Here is an 18,923-nt window from a genome sequence, read left to right as displayed (position 1 = left end):
AGCAAAGGGCGTCAACTATCAGGAGAGGGATCGGTGCTCGAAGAAGTCCGAATCCAAGGCCTCGGTGTCATCGACGACGCCGTGTTGGAACTCTCACCGGGTCTGACCGTCGTCACCGGTGAGACCGGCGCGGGCAAGACCATGGTCGTCACCGGGCTGGGACTGCTCTTCGGTGGACGCGCCGACCCCCAGCGGGTACGTCCGGGGGCCGACCGTGCCGTGGTCGAGGGACGGTTGACCGTGCCCCAGGGCGGTCGAGTGGCCGACCGCGTGCTGGAGGCCGGGGGCGACATCGACGACGACGTCCTGATCCTCACCCGCGCGGTGTCGGCCGAGGGAAGGTCACGGGCCACCATGGGCGGCCGTTCGGCGCCGGTCAGCCTGCTCGCCTACCTGGCCGACGACCTGGTGGCCGTGCACGGGCAGTCCGACCAACAGCGCCTGCTCCGTTCGGACCGTCAGCGCTCGTCGCTGGACCGGTTCGCCGGGGACGACCTGGCCAGGGCGATGAAGCGTTACACCGCCGCCTACCGGCGCCACCGCGAGGTCTCCGCCGAGCTGGACGAACTGGTGGAGCGGGCCCGCGAGCGTGCCCAGGAGGCCGACCTCCTGCGGTTCGGTGTGGAGGAGATCGCCGCCGCCGCGCCGCAGCCCGGTGAGGACGCCGAGCTCCTCACGGAGGAGACCCGGCTGGCGCACGCCGACGGACTTCGGGTGGCCTCGACCACCGCGCACGAGGCGCTCACCGGCGACCCGGCCGCGGCCGAGGTCCAGGCCGACGTGGTGGGGCTGCTGTCGGCGGCCCGCCAGGCCGTCGGCGCCGTGCGCGAGCACGACGCGGACCTGGCCGCCATCGGCGACCGCCTGGACGAGGCGTCGTACATCCTCACCGACGCCGCCACCGAGCTGGCCTCCTACGCCGAGTCGGTGGACGCCGACCCGGCCAGGCTGGCCGTGATCCAGGAGCGCCGGTCCCTGCTCACACAGCTCTCACGCAAGTACGGCGAGACCACGGACCAGGTGCTGGCCTGGGCGGAGAACGCCGCCAAGCGCCTCGGGGAGCTGGACGGCGACGACGAGCGGATCGAGGGGCTGCGCGCGGAGGCCGAGGAGCTGTACGCGCGGTTGGACGAGGCCGCCACCGAGCTGACCGGGATCCGGTCCGGCGCCGCCGAGCGGTTCGGCGCGGCGGTCACCGAGGAGCTGACCGCGCTGGCCATGCCGCACGCGCGGGTGAGCGTGCGCATCACCACGGGTGAGGAGTTCGGGCAGCACGGGCGCGACGAGGTCGAGCTCCTGCTGGCCCCGCACCCGAGTTCGCCGCCGCTGGCCCTGCACAAGGGGGCCTCGGGCGGTGAGCTGTCGCGGGTGATGCTGGCGATCGAGGTGGTCTTCGCTGGAGCGGACCCGGTCCCCACCTTCGTGTTCGACGAGGTGGACGCCGGTGTCGGCGGCAAGGCCGCGGTGGAGATCGGCCGGCGTCTGGCCCGTCTGGCCCGGTTGGCGCAGGTGATCGTGGTCACGCACCTGCCGCAGGTGGCGGCCTTCGCCGACGCCCACCTGGTGGTGGAGAAGTCCACCGAGGGCCTGGTGACGGAGAGCGGCGTGGTCCGGCTGGACCGGGACGGGCGGGTGCGTGAGCTCTCACGGATGCTCGCGGGGCTGGAGGATTCCGAGCTGGGTCGGGCCCACGCGGAAGAGCTGATGAACAACGCCGATCCGGAGCGCGCCTACCCGGCTGGCTGACCCCGGTTGCGAGGACTGAGTCGCGGAGGTGGCCGTGCCCCTTGGGTGCGGCCACCGCTGGCGTCACGGCCTGGGTGGTTTGCCCAGAAAACGCCCGCCAGTCGACTGTAGTAACTTACCGTGTTCGAGTTCTGACAGTATGCCACCGATGAAGGTATCGGATGCGCTCAGAGCCACAATGCGATTCCGCCGTTCGCGAGCGGAAGCCCCCTTCGGGCTGGTTGCGCCCGTCCGTTCGGACCGCCGCACCAAGAACCTGACCAAGCGGCTGCGACCCGGCGACATCGCCGTGATCGACCACGTCGACCTTGACCGGGTCAGCGCCGAGGCCCTGGTGGGCTGCGGGGTCTCGGCGGTGCTCAACGTCGCCCGCAGTATCAGCGGGCGCTACCCCAACCAGGGGCCCGAGATGATCGTGGCCGCCGGTATCCCCCTGGTGGACGACGTCGACCCGGAGATCCTGACCCGCGTCCGTGACGGGGAACGGCTGCGGTTGGAGGGCGCTGTCCTCTACCGGGGCGACGAGGTCGTCGCCCGGGGGGTCTGTCAGGACAAGGAGAGCGTGGCCGACGCCATGGCCGGGGCGCGCGCCGGGCTCGCCACCCAGCTGGAGGCCTTCGCGGCCAACACCATGGCCTACCTCCAACGCGAGCGCGACCTCCTGCTGGACGGCATCGGCATCCCCGTGATCGGCACCTCCATGGAGGGGCGCCACGTCCTGATCGTCGTGCGGGGCTACCACTACCGCGAGGACATCGTCGCGCTGCGGCCCTACATCCGCGAGTTCCGCCCGGTGATCATCGCGGTGGACGGGGGAGCCGACGCCGTGATGGAGGCCGGGTACCGTCCGGACATCATCGTCGGGGACTTCGACTCCGTCTCCGACCAGGCCCTGACCAGCGGCGCCGAACTCGTGGTGCACGCCTACCGCGACGGCCGCGCCCCCGGACTCCAACGGCTCACCGACCTGGGCCACGAGGCGGTGGTCTTCCCGGCCACCGGCACCAGCGAGGACGTGGCGATGATGCTCGCCGACGGCTCGGGTGCCAGCCTCATCGTCGCGGTGGGCACCCACGCCACCCTGGAGGAGTTCCTCGACAAGGGCCGGTCGGGGATGGCCAGCACCTTCCTCACCCGGCTCCGGGTCGGCGGGAAGCTGGTGGACGCCAAGGGCGTGAGCCGCCTCTACCGATCCCGCATCTCACCGTGGGCACTGCTCGGCCTGGTGGCCGCGTGCCTACTCACCATCCTGGTCGCCGCCTACAGCTCACCGGCCGGGCAGGTCTATCTCACCTTTCTCGCGGCGCGCTGGGACGCGTTCGTCTACTGGATGACGGGGCTGTTCACGTGATCGACTTCCGCTATCACCTCGTGTCCATCATCGCGGTGTTCCTCGCACTCACCGTTGGTCTGGTCCTGGGCACCACGATGCTCCAGGACCCGCTGCTCAACACCCTCCAGTCCGAGACGGCCGACCTGCGCGGGCAGAGCGAGGAGCTGCGCGCCGAGCGCGACGACTCCGAACTGCTCAACACCGGGGCGGACCAGTTCACCGACGCCGTCGCCGCCGACGTCCTGGAGGAGCGCCTGCTCGACCGCGAGGTGGTCCTGGTCGCGGCGCCCGGGGCGGACGAGGAGGTCGTGCAGGCCCTGGGCGGCCGCGTGGAGGAGGCCGGCGGTTCGGTCGCGGGCCGAGTGCTGTTCGAGGAGTCGTTCCTGGACAGCGGCAGCTCCACCTTCGTCGACGAACTCGCCCTTCAGGTCGCCGCCGATCCGGGCGACCTCTCCGGCAACCCCTACGACAAGGCCGGAACCGCGCTGGGTCACGCGCTGGCGGTCCCGGACGAGGAGGGCCTCGAGGAATCCGCGGAGACCGAGGACGCCGAGGCGACCGAGGGCCGTGACAGGGACAACGACGACACCGAGGCCGACGGCGAGGCCGACACCGGGGCCACGGACGCTCCGGACACCGGCCACGACGCCAGCGCCGTGCTGTCGGCCTTCTCTGAGGGCGGCCTGCTCACGGTCGAGGGTTCTCCGGCGGCGTCGGCCGACGCCCTGATCGTGGTGGCCCCCGCCAGCAACGCCCCCGAAGAGGACGCCGAACGCGTCAACACCGCACTGAGCAGCCTCACCGCGGCGCTGCACCGGCAGGTCGGACCCACGGTCCTGGCCGGGGGAACCGACTCGGGCCGCCCTGGCGGGTTGGTGGCCCTCGCGCGCGACCAGGAACCGTCCCACGCCACCGTGGACGTGGTGGGGCGCTCCACCGGGAACGTGGTCGCCGTCCTCGCCCTGGCCGACTCCCTCGACGGCTCCGGCTCCGCCTACGGCATCGGTGAGGGTGTGGTCGGCTTCCTGCCCGACCCGCTGCCCGGACCGGTCGAGACCGCCGAGACCGAAGCCGACGCCGAAGCCGAGGCGGTGGCCGAGTCCGGCAACGAGGACGAGGCCCGCCGCAGGGCGCCCCGGAGCGGAGAGTGAGGCCCGCGCGCACGCCCCGGGCGGCCGCGCCGCGCACCTCCGTGGTGTCGCAGGCGGCCCGAGGCCTGACCGGGGCCGTGCTCGGAGCCCTCGCCGCCCGATCCGCCTACCGGATGCTCGACCGGGACGGCGACCGCTCCCCGAGTTGGCAGCGCGTCAACTTCCGGGGCCGCACTGTCACCCTCAAGGAGGGCCCGGCCCTCGCCTCGGGGATCTGTGCCGCCTGCGTGCTCGCCCCCGGACTCACCCCGCGCGTGCGCGCGGCCACCTCCCTGGCCGCGGCGGCCTCGGCGGCCTTCGGCGCCTACGACGACCTCGCCGGGAACACCCGAGCCAAGGGGTTGCGCGGCCACCTGGGCGCGCTCGCCCACGGGGAGGTCACCACCGGGACGGTCAAGATGGCGGGGATCGGAGCCACGGGGCTGGCCGCCGCCTCCCTGCTGCGCAGGGGGCCGCTGGACACCCTGGTGGACGGAGCCCTGATCGCGGCCAGCGCCAACCTGGTCAACCTCCTCGACCTGCGCCCCGGCCGGGCCGTGAAGTTCGCGCTGCTGGCCTCGGCCCCCGCGCTCGCCTCCCCGGCCGCACCGTTGGTGGGTCCGGTGCTGGGCGCCTCGGCCGCCCTGCTCCCCGACGACCTGGCCGAACGCTCGATGCTCGGCGACGCCGGGGCCAACGCGCTCGGCGCCGCCCTGGGCGTGGCCGCGGCGGCCCGCGCACCGCGACCGGTCCGCCTGGCCCTGCTCGGCGGGGTGGTCGGCCTGACCCTGGCCAGCGAGCGGGTCAGCTTCTCCCAGGTGATCGAGCGCGTGCCGCTGTTGAACCGGCTGGACCGGTGGGGGCGCGCGGACGCCGGTGCCGCCGGGCCCGATCGGCGAACGGCCGACCGCACTCCGTCCGGGGCTCCTTCGTCGGGCGGAACGGGACGCCGGCGGGGGGCGGCCCAGGACGGGCCGGAGCGCGTACCGCGGGCACGGCGCTCCGCCGCCTCACCGGCCCCGGGGTGACGCGCGGGGTCGCCACGGCGGCGGCGCTCATCGCGGTGGTCACCGTGGGCGCCCGTCTGGCCGGGTTCGGCCGCACCGTCGTCTTCTCCCAGACCGTCGGCGACACCTGCCTGGGCACCGCCTACGTCACCGCGAACCAGCTCCCTGCGGTGCTGTTCGAGATCGTCATCGGCGGAGCCCTGACCGCCATGGTCGTCCCCGTCCTGGCCGCCTCGGTCCAACGCGGCGACGACGACCAGGTCCGGCACACCGCCTCCGCGCTGGTCACCTGGGTGCTGCTGCTCTCCCTGCCGTTGGCCGTGCTGCTGGCGCTGGCCTCGGTCCCGGCGATGACCCTGCTGCTGGGCGCGGGGGCCGGCTGCGACCGCGCCGCCCTGGTCGGCCTGGCCGCCCGCATGCTGGTGGTGTTCGCTCCGCAGATCGTCTTCTACGGGCTCGCGGCGGTCCTCTACGGCGTCCTCCAGTCCCACCGCCGTTTCCTGGCCCCGGCCCTGGCGCCCCTGGTGTCCAGCCTGGTGGTCATCGCCGCCTACCTGGTGTTCGTGCCCCTGGGCGCCGACCACCGGCAGGACCTCGACGCCCTGCCGGTCTCCGCCGAACTCGTGCTCTCCCTGGGCACGACCGCAGGGGTGGTGGCGCTCTTCCTCACGGTGCTGGGACCGGCCGGGGGGCTGCGGCTGCGGTCGCGCCCCCGCCTGACCTTCCCCCCGGGTGTGGGTGCGCGCGTGCGTTCCCTGGCTCTGGCCTCGCTGCTGCCGCTGGTGGCCATGCAGGTGAGCCTGCTGCTCTCGGTGGCACTGGCCAACTGGGGCGGGGGAGCGGGCGCCTCCGTGCTCTACAGCTACGCGTGGGCGCTGTTCACCCTGCCCTACGGGGTGATCGCCGTTCCCATCGCGACCAGCGCGTTCACCTCGCTGGCGGTGGCCCACGCCGAGGAGGACCGGGACGGCTTCGCCCGGCTGCTCTCGGGCAGCGCGCGGGCCTGCGTGGTGATCACCGCGGGGGTGGGCACGGCCCTGGCTGCGGCGGCCGCACCGCTGGCGGCGGTCTTCGCCCAAGTGGAGCCCGCCCCGTTGGAACGCGCGCTGTTGACCTACGCCCCCGGGGTGGTGGGTTTCGCCCTGGTGGCGCTGCTCAGCCGGGCGCTGTACGCCTCCCACCACGGCCGTTCCGCGGCCACCGCGCAGGTCGTGGGCTGGCTGGTGGTGATGGCGTGCGCCGTGGGGCTGGTGTGGGCGCTGCCACCGGGGTGGTCCATCGCCGGGCTGGGCGCGGCGAGCACCACCGGACTCAGCCTGGCCGCCGTCCTGCTGTGCGGAGGGGTGACGCGGGTCCACGGCACCGTCTCCCTGTCCGGCCTGGTCCGGTCCCTGTGCGCGGCGCTGGTCGCCGGCGTGGCGGGATGGCTGGTCGGGCGATGGACGGCCACGGCGCTGGCGGGGTCCGTGGGGGGCGGGATCTGGTGGACGGCGCTCGTGGCCGTCGCCGCGGGATGCGCGGCGATGGCGGTCTTCGGGGCGGTGGCGGTCCTGGTGGACCGCTCCGCGCTGCGCACGGTGGCGGACCGTGCTCGGAACATTCGCGAACGAGGGAGGGCAACACGGTGAACGGCAGGATCGCGTTGGTCGTGGGGACGGTCAGCGGCGGGGTGGGCCGCCACGTGCGCTCGCTGGGTGAGGGGCTGATGAACCGGGGGTTCCGTGTGGCGGTGGTCGGACCGCCCTCGGCCGACCGGGAGTTCGGGTTCTCGTCGCTGGGCATGCGCTTCGCCCCGGTGCCGATCGGGCCCTCACCCTCCCCGGGCGACCCCGGGGTGGTGCTGCGCCTGCACTCGTTGTTGCGCGGGGCGGACGTGGTGCACGCGCACGGACTGCGGGCCGGAGCCCTGTGCGCGCTCGCGGGGGTGCGGCCGTTGGTGGTCACCGCGCACAACGCGCCGCCCGTGGTCGGGGGAGTCCTGGGCACGGTCTATCCCGTTCTCGAGCGGATCGTGGCCCACCGCGCGGAGGTGGTCCTGGGGGTCTCCGGGGACCTCGTGCGCAGGCTCTCGGCCGCGGGGGCGAAGGACGCCCGGATGGCCGTGGTGGCGGCCCCGGAGACGGGCACGCCGTTGAAGGGGCGTGAGGAGACCCGGGCGGACCTGGCGGTGGAGCCGGGCCGTCCGCTGCTGATGACGGTGGCCCGGCTCGCTGAGCAGAAGGGGCTGGACACCCTGTTGGCAGCGACCCCGGCGATCTCGAACCGGGTCCCCGAACCCGTGGTGGCCATCGCGGGGGACGGGCCGCTGTGGGGGGAACTGCACGACGCCGCCGCGGAGATGCGGGTGGACGTGCGCATGCTCGGACACCGGGGCGACGTGGCGGACCTGCTGGCCGCGGCGGACGTCTTCTGCCTGACGAGTCACTGGGAGGGCCCGTCGCTGGTCATCATGGAGGCCCTGCGAGCCGGGCTGCCGGTGGTCTCCACCAGGGTGGGCGGCATCCCCGACCTCTACGCGGGGACTGTGCTGATGGTGCCGCCCGGCGATCCCGCGGCCTTCGCGGCGGCGGTCGGCCGGGTGCTGGACGACCCGGACCTGGCCGCCGACCTGCGGGCCCGCTCCCGGGAGGCGGCGCGGAGGCTGCCCTCGGAGGAGGACGCGGTGGAGGCGGCGTGCGCGGTGTACAAGTCGGTGGCGTCCTGGTGACCGTCGCGGCGCGCCGGGCCCTCGAACGCGTCGCGGTGCGCCGGGGGACCGGTGCCCGCGGGACAGCGCGGTCACACGTGGCACCGGATGTCCGGCGGGTGCGGATGATGTGTCTCCGGGGAGTGACGGGTACCGCCGCGCGGGTGACTTCCTCAGAGAGGAATTTGATGTCATGCTGAGAACCGGCTCGGATGGCGTAACCTGTTCTGGTGCGCTCTACGCGCCTGCTTCACCACGTGAGGGGAGTATCCCTGTCGCGGCGGTGCCGTCATCACGGAGTACAACGACGTTCTCCCGGTTCCGTCGGTTCACGTTCTTCGGACGTGAGCGGGAGAGACCTCCGGTTATTCGCCGTGCGTGCAAAACGCTCGCGCGCACCAACCGGAGGAGAATCCGTCCGTGAACGTTCCCTTGTGGGTGTGGGCCGCCACCATCGCGGCCATGGTGCTGATCCTCGCCCTGGATCTCGTGATCGTCGACCACCCGTGGAGCAAGACCAAGGGTCCCAAGGAGTTCGGGATCAAGCAGGCCTCCTGGTGGGCCGTCTTCTACATCGGCATCGCCATCGTGTTCGGGTTCGGGGTCATGTACTTCGGCAACCCGACGGCGGGCGCCGAGTACTTTGCCGGGTTCGTCACCGAGAAGAGCCTGAGCATCGACAACCTCTTCGTGTTCTACCTTCTGATGACCGCGTTCGCGGTCCCGAAGAAGTACCAGCACGAGGTCCTGCTCGTCGGCATCGTCATCGCGATCATCATGCGCGGCTTCTTCATCGTGCTGGGCGCGCAGGTCATCAACGCCTGGAGTGAGGTCTTCTACCTCTTCGGCGTCTTCCTCATCTACACCGGCTACAAGATCGTCCGCGACCACGTCAAGGGCGACGACGAGGAGAAGGACTTCACGCAGACGCCGGTCGTGCGCCTGGTGAAGCGCTTCTGGCCCGTGACGAAGGACTACCACGGCGCCAAGCTCACCGTGAAGCTCGACGGCCGCCGCCACGTGACCCCGATGCTGCTGGTGATCGTCGCGATCGGCGTCATCGACCTCGTCTTCGCCGTCGACTCCATCCCGGCCATCTTCGGCCTCACGCAGGACGCCTACATCGTCTTCACCGCCAACGCCTTCGCCCTGATGGGGCTGCGCCAGCTGTACTTCCTGCTGGCCGGACTGATGGACCGCCTGGCCTACATCAGCTGGGGCCTGTCCGCGATCATGGTGTTCATCGGCGTGAAGATGATCCTGCACGCCCTGCACGAGAACGGTGTGCACGTCGTGGACATCGGCATCGGTACCTCGCTCACCGTCATCCTGGGCATCATGACCGTCACCATCGTCGGCAGCCTGGTCAAGTCCGGTATCGACCAGCGCCGCCGGGCCGAGGTCGAGGGCCAGGGCCGGGACACGGCCGACCGCTCCTGACCCCGGACCACTCCGTCCGCGGACGTTCCCGCGACCCGGTCCCGGGAACTGTGGAAACCAGCATCGTTCGAACGGTTGTTCGTTTATAGTGGTGGTGTCCCGGCGCTCACGCGTCGGGGCGCCACCATTTTCGCGCGGCGGAAGAAACGGCCCCGGGTGATCGTTAGTCTTGTCGAACGGGGAGTCGCCTCACCACTCCCCGACATCTCCTGAGCGGCCCGATTCCGGAGCCGCGGCGGCCCCGAGGGGTCCGCGACCGCCTCAACGCGAAGCCATACACGGGTCCACCGACGTCTCTCCGACGTGGTCCGCGCCTGTGCGTCAGAGCCGAAGGATGTCTCACTCGATGGTCGAACAACTCGTGGTCCGTGGAGCACGGGAGCACAACCTCAAGGACGTGTCGCTGGACCTGCCCCGCGACTCCATGATCGTGTTCACCGGCCTGTCAGGTTCGGGCAAGTCCTCGCTCGCCTTCGACACGATCTTCGCCGAGGGCCAACGCCGCTACGTCGAGTCCCTCTCGGCGTACGCCCGCCAGTTCCTGGGCCAGATGGACAAGCCCGACGTGGACTTCATCGAGGGCCTGTCCCCGGCGGTCTCCATCGACCAGAAGTCGACCAGCCGCAACCCGCGGTCCACGGTGGGCACCATCACCGAGGTCTACGACTACCTGCGCCTGCTCTGGGCCCGCGTGGGCGTTCCGCACTGTCCGGAGTGCCACCGCGAGATCGCCCGGCAGACGCCGCAGCAGATCGTCGACCGGGTCATGGAGATGACCGAGGGTACCCGCTTCCAGGTGCTCGCACCGGTCGTGCGCGGACGCAAGGGCGAGTACATCGAGCTCTTCAAGGACCTCCAGTCCAAGGGCTACACCCGCGCCGTCGTCGACGGCCAGTCGGTCCGGCTGGACGAGGCGCCCAAGCTCGGCCGCTACGACAAGCACGACATCGCCGTGGTCGTGGACCGGCTCAGCGTCAAGCCCGGAGCCAACGGGCGGCTCACCGACTCGGTGGAGACGGCGCTCAAGCTGGCTGGCGGCACCATCGTCCTGGACTTCGTGGACTTGGAGGCCGACGACCCCGAGCGGGAGAAGGTCTTCTCCGAACACCTCTACTGCCCCTACGACGACCTCTCCTTCGAGCAGCTCGAACCGCGCTCCTTCTCCTTCAACGCGCCCTACGGCGCCTGCCCCGACTGCTCCGGTCTGGGCACCCGCATGGAGGTCGACGCGGACCTGCTGGTCCCCGACCCCGAGAGGACCCTGGCCGAGGGCGCCATCGCCCCCTGGTCCGGCGGTCCCAACGGCGGCTACTGGGAGCGGATCCTCAAGGCGCTCGGCGAGGCCGTGGGGTTCGACACCGACACTTCCTGGGAGCGGCTGCCGCGCCGCGCGCGCAAGGCGATCCTGGAGGGCCACGACACCCAGGTGCACGTCAGCTACCGCAACCGGTACGGGCGCAACCGCTCCTACTACACCGAGTTCGAGGGCGTGATCCCCTGGGTGAAGCGCCGCCACTCCGAGGTGGAGAGCGACCACACCCGTGAGCGCCTCGAGGGCTACATGCGCTCGGTGCCCTGCCCCACCTGTGACGGCACCCGGCTCAAGCCGGTCGTCCTCGCGGTGACGGTGGGCGGCAAGTCCATCGCCGAGGTGGCCTCCATGGCGCTCGGCGACAGCGCCGCCTTCCTGGCCGGGCTCCGGCTCTCCGACCGCGACATGGTCATCGCCGCCCAGGTGCTCAAGGAGATCAACGCCCGGCTCGGCTTCCTGCTGGACGTGGGCCTGGACTACCTGAGCCTGGCCCGCTCCTCCGGCTCGCTCTCCGGCGGCGAGGCCCAGCGCATCCGGCTGGCCACCCAGATCGGCTCCGGCCTGGTGGGCGTGCTGTACGTCCTGGACGAGCCCTCCATCGGCCTGCACCAGCGCGACAACGCCCGGCTGCTGGAGACCCTCCAGCGGCTGCGCGACATCGGCAACATGCTCATCGTGGTCGAGCACGACGAGGACACCATCCGCGCGGCCGACTGGGTCGTGGACATCGGCCCCGGTGCCGGCGAGCACGGCGGGCACGTGGTGGTCTCGGGCATCGTGGACGAACTCCTCACCTCGGCCGACTCGCTCACCGGCGACTACCTGGCCGGACGACGCGCCATCGAGCTGCCCGCCACACGGCGCCCGCTGACCAAGGGGCACGAGCTGGTGGTCCGCGGCGCCCGCGAGAACAACCTGCACGGCATCGACGTCTCCTTCCCGCTGGGCGTGTTCACCGCCATCACCGGGGTGTCCGGTTCGGGCAAGTCCACGCTGGTCAACGAGATCCTGTACAAGGCCCTGGCCAAGGAGCTCAACGGGGCGCGCGACGTGCCCGGCCGCCACCTGCGGGTCAACGGGATGAACAAGGTCGACAAGGTGGTGCACGTCGACCAGAGCCCGATCGGCCGCACGCCGCGCTCCAACCCGGCCACCTACTCCGGGGTCTTCGACCACGTGCGCAAACTGTTCGCGCAGACCACCGACGCCAAGACGCGCGGCTACCAGCCCGGCCGGTTCTCGTTCAACGTCAAGGGCGGCCGCTGCGAGGCCTGCTCGGGTGACGGAACGCTCAGGATCGAGATGCAGTTCCTGCCGGACGTGTACGTGCCCTGCGAGGTCTGCCACGGCGCCCGGTACAACCGCGAGACCCTCCAGGTGAAGTACAAGGGCAAGAACATCGCCGAGGTGCTGGACATGCCGATCTCGGAGGCCTTGGAGTTCTTCGAGCCGGTGAACGCGATCCGCCGCCACCTCCAGACGCTGGCCGACGTCGGTCTGGGCTACGTGCGGTTGGGTCAGCCCGCCACCACGCTCTCCGGAGGGGAGGCCCAGCGGGTGAAGCTCGCCGCCGAGCTCCAGCGCCGCTCCACCGGCAGGACCGTGTACGTGCTCGACGAGCCCACCACCGGTCTGCACTTCGAGGACATCCGCAAGCTGCTGGGGGTCCTCAACCGGCTGACCGACACGGGGAACTCGGTGATCGTCATCGAGCACAACCTCGACGTCATCAAGACGGCCGACCACGTCATCGACATGGGCCCCGAGGGAGGGTCCGGCGGTGGCACGGTCGTGGCCGAGGGCACCCCCGAGGAGGTCGCCTCGGTCGCGGAGTCCTACACCGGACAGTTCCTCGCCAAGATGCTCTGACCGGATCCCCGACGATCCACCACCGGCCCCCGCACGGCACCGTGCGGGGGCCGCGTCGTGGAAGGCCCCGAGACGCCGGGCGGGGCGTGCGCGGCGGTCGGTACAGTCGGGGGTGCCAGGCCCGCATCCCCCGTCACTCCGGAGGTCGACCTCTCCCATGAACGCCTCACCGCACCCGAACGGTCACCAGTGGGGGACGCGACCGCCGCAGGACGGTCCGCCCGCACCGGGACCGGCCGGGACACCCGGACCCGAGGGCGGTTCGGCGGCGGGGCCCGTGCCACCGGCGGCCGGGGTCGTCCACCCGCTGGCGTCCTGGTGGGCGCGGGCGGCGGCCCGCTGCATCGACGCGGTCGTGATCGCGCTTCCGGCGCTCCTGATCAGCCTGGTCCTCGCGCTCACCTGGGCCGGGGCGCAGGTGGTCCTGGGCGGTTCCACCCAGGACCTGGACCACCGCTTCTGGTTCATCCTCTGGCCGGTCATGTTCGTCCTCCACACCGCCTACGAGACCTACGCCGTCTCCCGCTGGCAGCAGACCTACGGCAAGCGCAGGATGGGGCTGAAGGTGGCCCCGCTGGCCGCCCAGGGAGGGCTCGGCCCGATCCGCCTCTCCGCCGTCACCGTCCGCGCGGCCCTGTACGGCCTGCCGATCCTGCTGTTCTTCACACGCGGGCTCTGGTTCGTGTTCATCGCCGTGATGGCGCTGCTGATCGGCGGGATGGCCGCCTGGGACAGGCCGAACCGGCAGGGGCTGCACGACAGGATCGCGGGAACGGTGGTCCTCGACGTCGGGTCGCGGTGAGGCCCGCCCCCACCGTTCGTCTGGCAGGCTGTTGCCCATGATCGGACGACTGCGCGCAGTGACCATCGACTGCCCCGACCCCGGGGCCCTCGCCGACTTCTACTCGGAGCTCCTGGGGCTGCCCGTCACCCGTCGTGACCACGACTGGGCCGGGATCGGCGACGGGACCTGGCCCGTGGTCGACTTCCAACGGGTGGACGACCACCGGGCCCCGGCCTGGCCCGACCCCGAGCGGCCCCAGCAGATGCACTTCGAGATCGTGGTCGCGGACATCGACGCCGCCCACGAGCGGGTCCTGGCCCTGGGCGCGCGTCCGCTGGCCGTCTCCGAAGAAAACCCCGACAACATGTACCGGGTCTACGCCGACCCCGCCGGCCACCCGTTCTGCCTGGAGTTCACGGCGTGACCGCAGGCCGCCAGCGGGCGGGTGGCCCTTCCCGCGCGAGCGCCCGGACGGTTCATCACGGCCGTCCCACCCGGAGTGAGCTTCGCCCGAACCGCGTGCGGCGGTCAGCTCACTGAGCCGAACCCGCTTCGCCGTCTTGTCCTCACGAGCATGCGAGGGCGACGTTCCTCTGCACCGCACCTGCTTCCACAGGACCCCGCCCGTGGGAGGGCCCGCCGCCGGGGGAGCACCCCCGGCGCTTCCGAGTAGGGGGCGGTGCGCGGCACCCGACCCGGCCTACTACGATTCGTAGTGGAATTCAGGCGCAGGTGAGGAGCGTTCGGTCGTGGCTGGAACGAGGACATGCGGGTGCGGGTTGAGCAGGCGTCGTCTGCTCGGAACGGCGGGGGCGGCCGCCGCCGTGACCGCCGTGAGCGCCTGCGGTGAGCCTCCCAGCCCACAGGAGGTGCGCCGAGGGCACGTGGTCGGTCAGACCACCGACGTCCCCGAGGGCGGCGGGGCGGTGTTCAGCCACAGCAAGCTGGTGGTGACCCAGCCCGAGGAGGGCGAGTACAGGGCCTTCAGCGCGGCCTGCACCCACGGCGGCTGCACGGTCCAGGAGGTGGAGGACGAGCTCATCCGCTGCCTGTGCCACGGCAGCGAGTTCGACATCGCCTCGGGTGAGGTCGTGACGGGACCGGCCCAGGAGCCCCTGGAGAAGTTCACCGTCACCATCGACGGGACCGACATCGTCCTCGACTGACCGGGGTCACACACGACGGAGCCCCACCGGACAGCGTCCGGTGGGGCTCCGTCGTGTGCTCGGCGGGTCAGACCTCTTCGGGGTTGCCGGACTGCGCCGAACCGTTGCCGCTGTCGTGGACGGCGCCGGAGGCGGCGGCCGTGCGACGGAAGGCGGAGGTCGGGAACCGCGCGGCGTAGTCGGACTCGTCGTCCGCGCCACCGACGAACTCCGTCCGCTTGCGCGGCAGGGACTCGGGGTAGTTGGTGGCCAGCCAGGTGATCAGGTGCTCGCGGATCTCGCAGGCGATGTTCCACTGGTTGCCGGTGTCGGAGGCGGTGGCGACCACCCGGACCATGACCTCACCGGTTTCGGTGATGTCCACGACCTGGCAGGACCAGCTGCGCCCGTCCCAGAACCTGCTCGCGGTGATCAGGCGGCCGGTCTCCTCGCGCAGGTCGCCGATGGGCACCTCCCAGTCCAGGGGGAGCTGGACCTTCGCGGTGATGTTGGTCCCGGCCTTGGTCCAGTTCTCGAAGCTGGTGGTGGTGAAGTTGGCGACGGGGACCACGAGGCGGCGCTCGTCCCAGATCTTGATGGTGACGTTGACGAGGCTGAGCTCCTCGACGCGGCCCCACTCGCCCTCGACCACCACGACGTCGCCGATGCGCAGGGCGTCGCTGAAGGCCAACTGGAGCCCGGCGAAGAGATTGCCCAGGGTCGACTGGGCGGCGACACCGGCGACGATGCCGATCACACCGGCCGACGCCAGGAGCCCGGCTCCGAGCGCCTGGACCTCGGGGAAGGTGAACAGGATCGATGCGATGGCGAGGATCACGATGACCGAGGTGATCACCCGGCGCAGGAGGCGCACCTGGGTCTGGAGGCGGCGGGCCCGGCGGTCAGCGTCGCCGTTGCGCACCGAGAGCCGCTCCAGGACCATGTCCGTGGCCGCGTAGGCCAGGCTGATCCCCAGAGCGGTCAGGGTACCGATCATCAGGATCGTCATCGCGTGGTCGATGGTCTGGAACGTGCTCCAGGGCACGTCCCCCCGGCTGGGGAGCGCCAGGTTGGCACCGACGACCGCCGCCGCGGTGTACGCGGTGACCGCCGAGCGCGAGACCACGTAGCGGGCCATCGGCCAGACCTTGCCCAACTTGTGGTTGAGCAGCCACTGGAGTACGAAGACCAGGGCCATCGAGACCGCGACGGTGACGCCGATCGCGATCCATTGGGACGGATTCACGACGAAGTGCCCCCCTGTCGTTCATGTCGGGAAGTTCGGCTGTACTCGCCCAACCTAGACCATGCAGATATCCAATCGTGACGTTTGCTTGGACTGATCGTGCCGGAGTGACCCGCTCCACGGAGGCGCTCCGCACGGACAGGTGGCCGTCTGTCCCCGGGAGCGACCAGAATGGGGGTATGGCTGCGACTCCTCACCTGCGCCCCGCCCCCGGTTCCATCCCGACCGAGCCCGGTGTCTACCGATTCCGGGACGCCTCCGGCCGGGTCATCTACGTGGGCAAGGCCAAGAACCTGCGATCGCGGCTGTCCTCCTACTTCCGGGACTTCGCCGGACTGCACCCCCGTACCCAGCAGATGGTCTCCACCGCCGCCGACGTCGACTGGACGATCGTCGGCACCGAGGTCGAGGCCCTCCAGCTGGAGTACTCCTGGATCAAGCAGTACGACCCGCGATTCAACGTCAAGTACCGCGACGACAAGAGCTACCCCTACCTGGCGGTGACCCTCAACGAGGAGTTCCCCCGGGTACAGGTGATGCGGGGGGCCAAGCGCCGGGGCGTGCGCTACTTCGGCCCCTACTCGCACGCCTGGGCCATCCGCGAGACCGTCGACCTTCTGTTGCGGGTCTTCCCGGTGCGCACCTGCTCGGCCGGGGTCTTCCGGGGGGCCCGCAACAGCGGCCGCCCCTGCCTGCTCGGCTACATCGGCAAGTGCGTGGCGCCCTGCGTGGGCCGCGCCAGCCCCGAGGAGCACCGCGAACTGGCGGAGGACTTCTGCTCGTTCCTGGCCGGGGACACCGGTCGCTTCATCCGCCAACTGGAGGGCCGCATGACCGAGGCCGCCCAGGAGATGGAGTACGAGCGGGCCGCGCGCATCCGTGACGACATCGAGGCCCTGCGCGCCGCCCTGGAGAAGCAGGCGGTGGTGCTGCCCGACTCCACCGACTGCGACGTCATCGCGATGGCCGACGACCCCCTGGAGGCGGCGGTCCAGATCTTCCACGTCCGGGGCGGCCGGATCCGCGGTCAGCGCGGGTACGTGGTGGACAAGGTGACCGACGCCAGTCCCGGGGAGCTCATGCAGACCTTCCTGCGCCAGCTCTACGGCGCGCTGGACGGCGCTGAGGAGACCGAGGGAACCGGTACGTCGATCCCGCGCGAGGTCCTGGTCTCCCACGAGCCCGACGACCCCGACGCCGTGGCGAGCTGGCTGTCGGAGCACCGGGGCTCGGCGGTGGACCTGCGCGTGCCCCAGCGCGGAGACAAGAAGTCCCTCATGGAGACCGTGGACAAGAACGCCCGCGAGGCGCTGGCCCGGCACAAGACCCACCGCGCCGGTGACCTGAGCACCCGGGGCCGCGCCCTCAACGAGATCCAGGAGGCGCTGGACCTGTCCGAGGCACCGCTGCGCATCGAGTGCTTCGACATCTCCAACCTCCAGGGCGAGCACGTGGTGGCGTCGATGGTGGTCTTCGAGGACGGCCTGGCCCGCAAGTCCGAGTACCGGCGCTTCTCCGTGCGCGGCAGCGGGGCCGGGGGAGCGGAGCAGCACGACGTGGCCGCCATGTACGAGGTGGTCAAACGCCGGTTCCGCCGCTACCTGGAGGAGAGCTCGCGCACCGGTGAGGTGGCCCGCATGGGAGGACCCGAGGACCACGCGGCGGAGAACGGTCCCGAGGTGCACGAGGTGACGGGCGGCAGCGGTGCCTCCGAGGAGCCCGCGCCCGGCAAGTTCGCCTATCCGCCTAACCTGGTGGTGGTGGACGGTGCCCGCCCGCAGGCGGAGGCCGCGCGGCGCGCGCTGGACGAACTCGGCATCGAGGACGTGGCGGTCTGCGGTCTGGCCAAGCGCCTGGAAGAGGTGTGGCTGCCCGACGACGAGGATCCGGTGATCCTCCCGCGCACCGGCGAGGGGCTCTACCTCCTCCAGCGCGTCCGCGACGAGGCCCACCGCTTCGCCATCCAGTACCACCGGCAAAAGCGCGCCAAGGCGCTCACCGGGAGCAGTCTGGACGAACTCCCGGGGCTGGGCCCGGCGCGCAGGACCGCCCTCATCAAGGAGTTCGGTTCGGTACGCAGACTCGCCTCGGCGAGCGTCGAGGAGATCGCGGAGGTACCCGGGATCGGTCCCAAACTGGCCGAGTCCGTGCACGCACATCTGTCCGGTGGCCCCGGCCGGAGGGATGGGGAGGGTGACGGGGCGACGGCAAGGCAAGGCACAGACGGGGGAGGAGACACATGACGGTCGAACTGGGTGGGGAGCTTCCGCCCGAGGTGGTCATCGTCACCGGGATGTCCGGTGCGGGTCGCAGCACGGCGGCCAGGGCCCTGGAGGACCTGGACTGGTTCGTGGTGGACAACCTGCCACCGGGCCTGCTGCCGACGATGATCGAGCTCGCCGGCCGCACCCACGGGGCGGTCCCCCGGGTCGCGGTGGTGGTGGACGTGCGTTCACTCGCTTTCACAGAGGACCTGCTGTCCACGGTGGAGGAGCTGCGCAAGCGCGACATCACCGCGCGGGTGCTCTACCTGGAGGCCGGGGACGACGCCCTGGTGCGCCGCTTCGAGGGGGTCCGCCGACCCCACCCCCTCCAGGGTGACGGCCGACTGACCGACGGCATCGCCCGTGAGCGCGAGACCCTGCGCGCCATCCGGGGCGAGGCCGACCTGGTCATCGACACCTCGCAGCTCAACGTGCACCAGCTCAAGGCGCGGGTGATCGGGTTCTTCGGAGAGAGCGACGAGGTGCGCCCGCGTGCCAACGTGGTCTCCTTCGGCTTCAAGCACGGCCTCCCGGTCGACGCCGACCTCGTCCTGGACTGCCGTTTCCTGCCCAACCCCCACTGGGTGCCCGAGCTCAGGCCGATGAACGGCCGCGACGAGCCGGTCCGGGACTACGTCCTCTCGCAGGACGGCGCCCAGGAGATGTTGGAGGCGTACTCGGAGGTCCTGAAGCTGACCATCGCCGGTTACCAGCGCGAGGGCAAGCACTACATGACCCTCGCGGTGGGCTGTACCGGTGGCAAGCACCGCAGCGTGGCCATGGCGGAGCAGTTCGGCGACCGGCTGCGCGCGCAGGGCGTGGACGTGCACGTGGTCCACCGGGACGTGGGCCGGGAGTGACGCGCGTTCGAGGCGGCACCCGGGGGTTCGCGCCCCCGGGCCCGAGCCTCCGTGCGGTGTGGCTGTGGGCCGGGCCCCGGCAGGGGGAGAGCGACCCCAGC

Annotated in this window: 14 protein-coding genes; 13 read left to right on the top strand and 1 reads right to left on the bottom strand. The window is 71.4% G+C overall.

The features are described from left to right. Window positions 1-33 precede the first annotated feature (33 nt). The 11 genes from recN to BDW27_RS23005 all read left to right on the top strand — a co-directional run bounded on the left by recN (window position 34) and on the right by BDW27_RS23005 (window position 14,473). On the top strand, window positions 34-1,746 hold the full coding sequence (gene recN / locus BDW27_RS23055; RefSeq protein ID WP_110051660.1) for a DNA repair protein RecN: 1,713 nt from the start codon (window positions 34-36) through the stop codon (window positions 1,744-1,746). Window positions 1,747-1,924: 178 nt separating this feature from the next. Further along, the gene (gene steA, locus BDW27_RS23050) at window positions 1,925-3,097 is read left to right on the top strand and encodes a putative cytokinetic ring protein SteA (RefSeq protein ID WP_110051659.1); all 1,173 of its coding nucleotides are present in this window, start codon (window positions 1,925-1,927) and stop codon (window positions 3,095-3,097) included. After that, window positions 3,094-4,230, top strand: a complete 1,137-nt coding sequence (locus BDW27_RS23045; RefSeq protein ID WP_110051657.1) for a copper transporter — start codon at window positions 3,094-3,096, stop codon at window positions 4,228-4,230. The genes steA and BDW27_RS23045 overlap by 4 nt, the downstream gene beginning before the upstream one ends. Further along, on the top strand, window positions 4,227-5,237 hold the full coding sequence (locus BDW27_RS23040; RefSeq protein ID WP_110051655.1) for a hypothetical protein: 1,011 nt from the start codon (window positions 4,227-4,229) through the stop codon (window positions 5,235-5,237). Before BDW27_RS23045 ends, BDW27_RS23040 begins: the two co-directional genes overlap by 4 nt. Beyond that, on the top strand, window positions 5,234-6,844 hold the full coding sequence (murJ, locus tag BDW27_RS23035) for a murein biosynthesis integral membrane protein MurJ (RefSeq protein ID WP_110051680.1): 1,611 nt from the start codon (window positions 5,234-5,236) through the stop codon (window positions 6,842-6,844). Before BDW27_RS23040 ends, murJ begins: the two co-directional genes overlap by 4 nt. Further along, complete coding sequence (locus tag BDW27_RS23030) at window positions 6,841-7,923, top strand: glycosyltransferase family 4 protein (RefSeq protein ID WP_110051648.1); 1,083 nt, start codon at window positions 6,841-6,843, stop codon at window positions 7,921-7,923. The genes murJ and BDW27_RS23030 overlap by 4 nt, the downstream gene beginning before the upstream one ends. Window positions 7,924-8,322: 399 nt before the next feature. After that, entirely contained in the window at window positions 8,323-9,342 is a 1,020-nt protein-coding gene (locus BDW27_RS23025) for a TerC family protein (protein ID WP_017546465.1), read from the top strand. A 346-nt stretch (window positions 9,343-9,688) separates the two neighbouring features. Next, window positions 9,689-12,523 (top strand): excinuclease ABC subunit UvrA, encoded by a 2,835-nt coding sequence (gene uvrA / locus BDW27_RS23020; RefSeq protein WP_110051646.1) that lies wholly within the window; start codon window positions 9,689-9,691, stop codon window positions 12,521-12,523. A gap of 157 nt (window positions 12,524-12,680) precedes the next feature. Then, on the top strand, window positions 12,681-13,325 hold the full coding sequence (locus BDW27_RS23015; RefSeq protein WP_017546463.1) for an RDD family protein: 645 nt from the start codon (window positions 12,681-12,683) through the stop codon (window positions 13,323-13,325). Window positions 13,326-13,362: 37 nt separating this feature from the next. Then, window positions 13,363-13,731 (top strand): VOC family protein, encoded by a 369-nt coding sequence (locus BDW27_RS23010; RefSeq protein ID WP_110051679.1) that lies wholly within the window; start codon window positions 13,363-13,365, stop codon window positions 13,729-13,731. Between the two features lie 355 nt (window positions 13,732-14,086). After that, on the top strand, window positions 14,087-14,473 hold the full coding sequence (locus tag BDW27_RS23005; protein WP_110051645.1) for a Rieske (2Fe-2S) protein: 387 nt from the start codon (window positions 14,087-14,089) through the stop codon (window positions 14,471-14,473). A gap of 67 nt (window positions 14,474-14,540) precedes the next feature. On the opposite strand, the gene BDW27_RS23000 is transcribed toward BDW27_RS23005, so the two are convergent. Beyond that, the gene (locus BDW27_RS23000; protein ID WP_083927597.1) at window positions 14,541-15,650 is read right to left on the bottom strand and encodes a mechanosensitive ion channel domain-containing protein; all 1,110 of its coding nucleotides are present in this window, start codon (window positions 15,648-15,650) and stop codon (window positions 14,541-14,543) included. Window positions 15,651-15,877: 227 nt separating this feature from the next. On the opposite strand from BDW27_RS23000, the gene uvrC reads away from it, so the two are divergent. Both uvrC and rapZ read left to right on the top strand, forming a co-directional pair. After that, entirely contained in the window at window positions 15,878-17,941 is a 2,064-nt protein-coding gene (gene uvrC / locus BDW27_RS22995) for an excinuclease ABC subunit UvrC (RefSeq protein ID WP_110051643.1), read from the top strand. After that, complete coding sequence (rapZ, locus tag BDW27_RS22990; protein ID WP_017546458.1) at window positions 17,938-18,822, top strand: RNase adapter RapZ; 885 nt, start codon at window positions 17,938-17,940, stop codon at window positions 18,820-18,822. Before uvrC ends, rapZ begins: the two co-directional genes overlap by 4 nt. Window positions 18,823-18,923 lie beyond the last annotated feature (101 nt).

Origin of the sequence: Nocardiopsis sp. L17-MgMaSL7, from assembly GCF_003182025.1 — a bacterium.
Classification (GTDB): Bacteria; Actinomycetota; Actinomycetes; order Streptosporangiales; family Streptosporangiaceae; genus Nocardiopsis; species Nocardiopsis prasina.
This window is presented reverse-complemented; position numbering and strand designations above follow the sequence as displayed.

What these genes read in the sequence shown, in the direction of transcription:
- steA (WP_110051659.1), top strand. Translation starts at nt 1,925, where the DNA reads ATGCGATTCCGCCGTTCGCGAGCGGAAGCCCCCTTCGGGCTGGTTGCG.
- uvrA (WP_110051646.1), top strand. Translation starts at nt 9,689, where the DNA reads ATGGTCGAACAACTCGTGGTCCGTGGAGCACGGGAGCACAACCTCAAG.
- BDW27_RS23015 (WP_017546463.1), top strand. Translation starts at nt 12,681, where the DNA reads ATGAACGCCTCACCGCACCCGAACGGTCACCAGTGGGGGACGCGACCG.
- BDW27_RS23010 (WP_110051679.1), top strand. Translation starts at nt 13,363, where the DNA reads ATGATCGGACGACTGCGCGCAGTGACCATCGACTGCCCCGACCCCGGG.
- BDW27_RS23000 (WP_083927597.1), bottom strand. Translation starts at nt 15,650, where the DNA reads ATGGCCCTGGTCTTCGTACTCCAGTGGCTGCTCAACCACAAGTTGGGC.
- uvrC (WP_110051643.1), top strand. Translation starts at nt 15,878, where the DNA reads ATGGCTGCGACTCCTCACCTGCGCCCCGCCCCCGGTTCCATCCCGACC.
- rapZ (WP_017546458.1), top strand. Translation starts at nt 17,938, where the DNA reads ATGACGGTCGAACTGGGTGGGGAGCTTCCGCCCGAGGTGGTCATCGTC.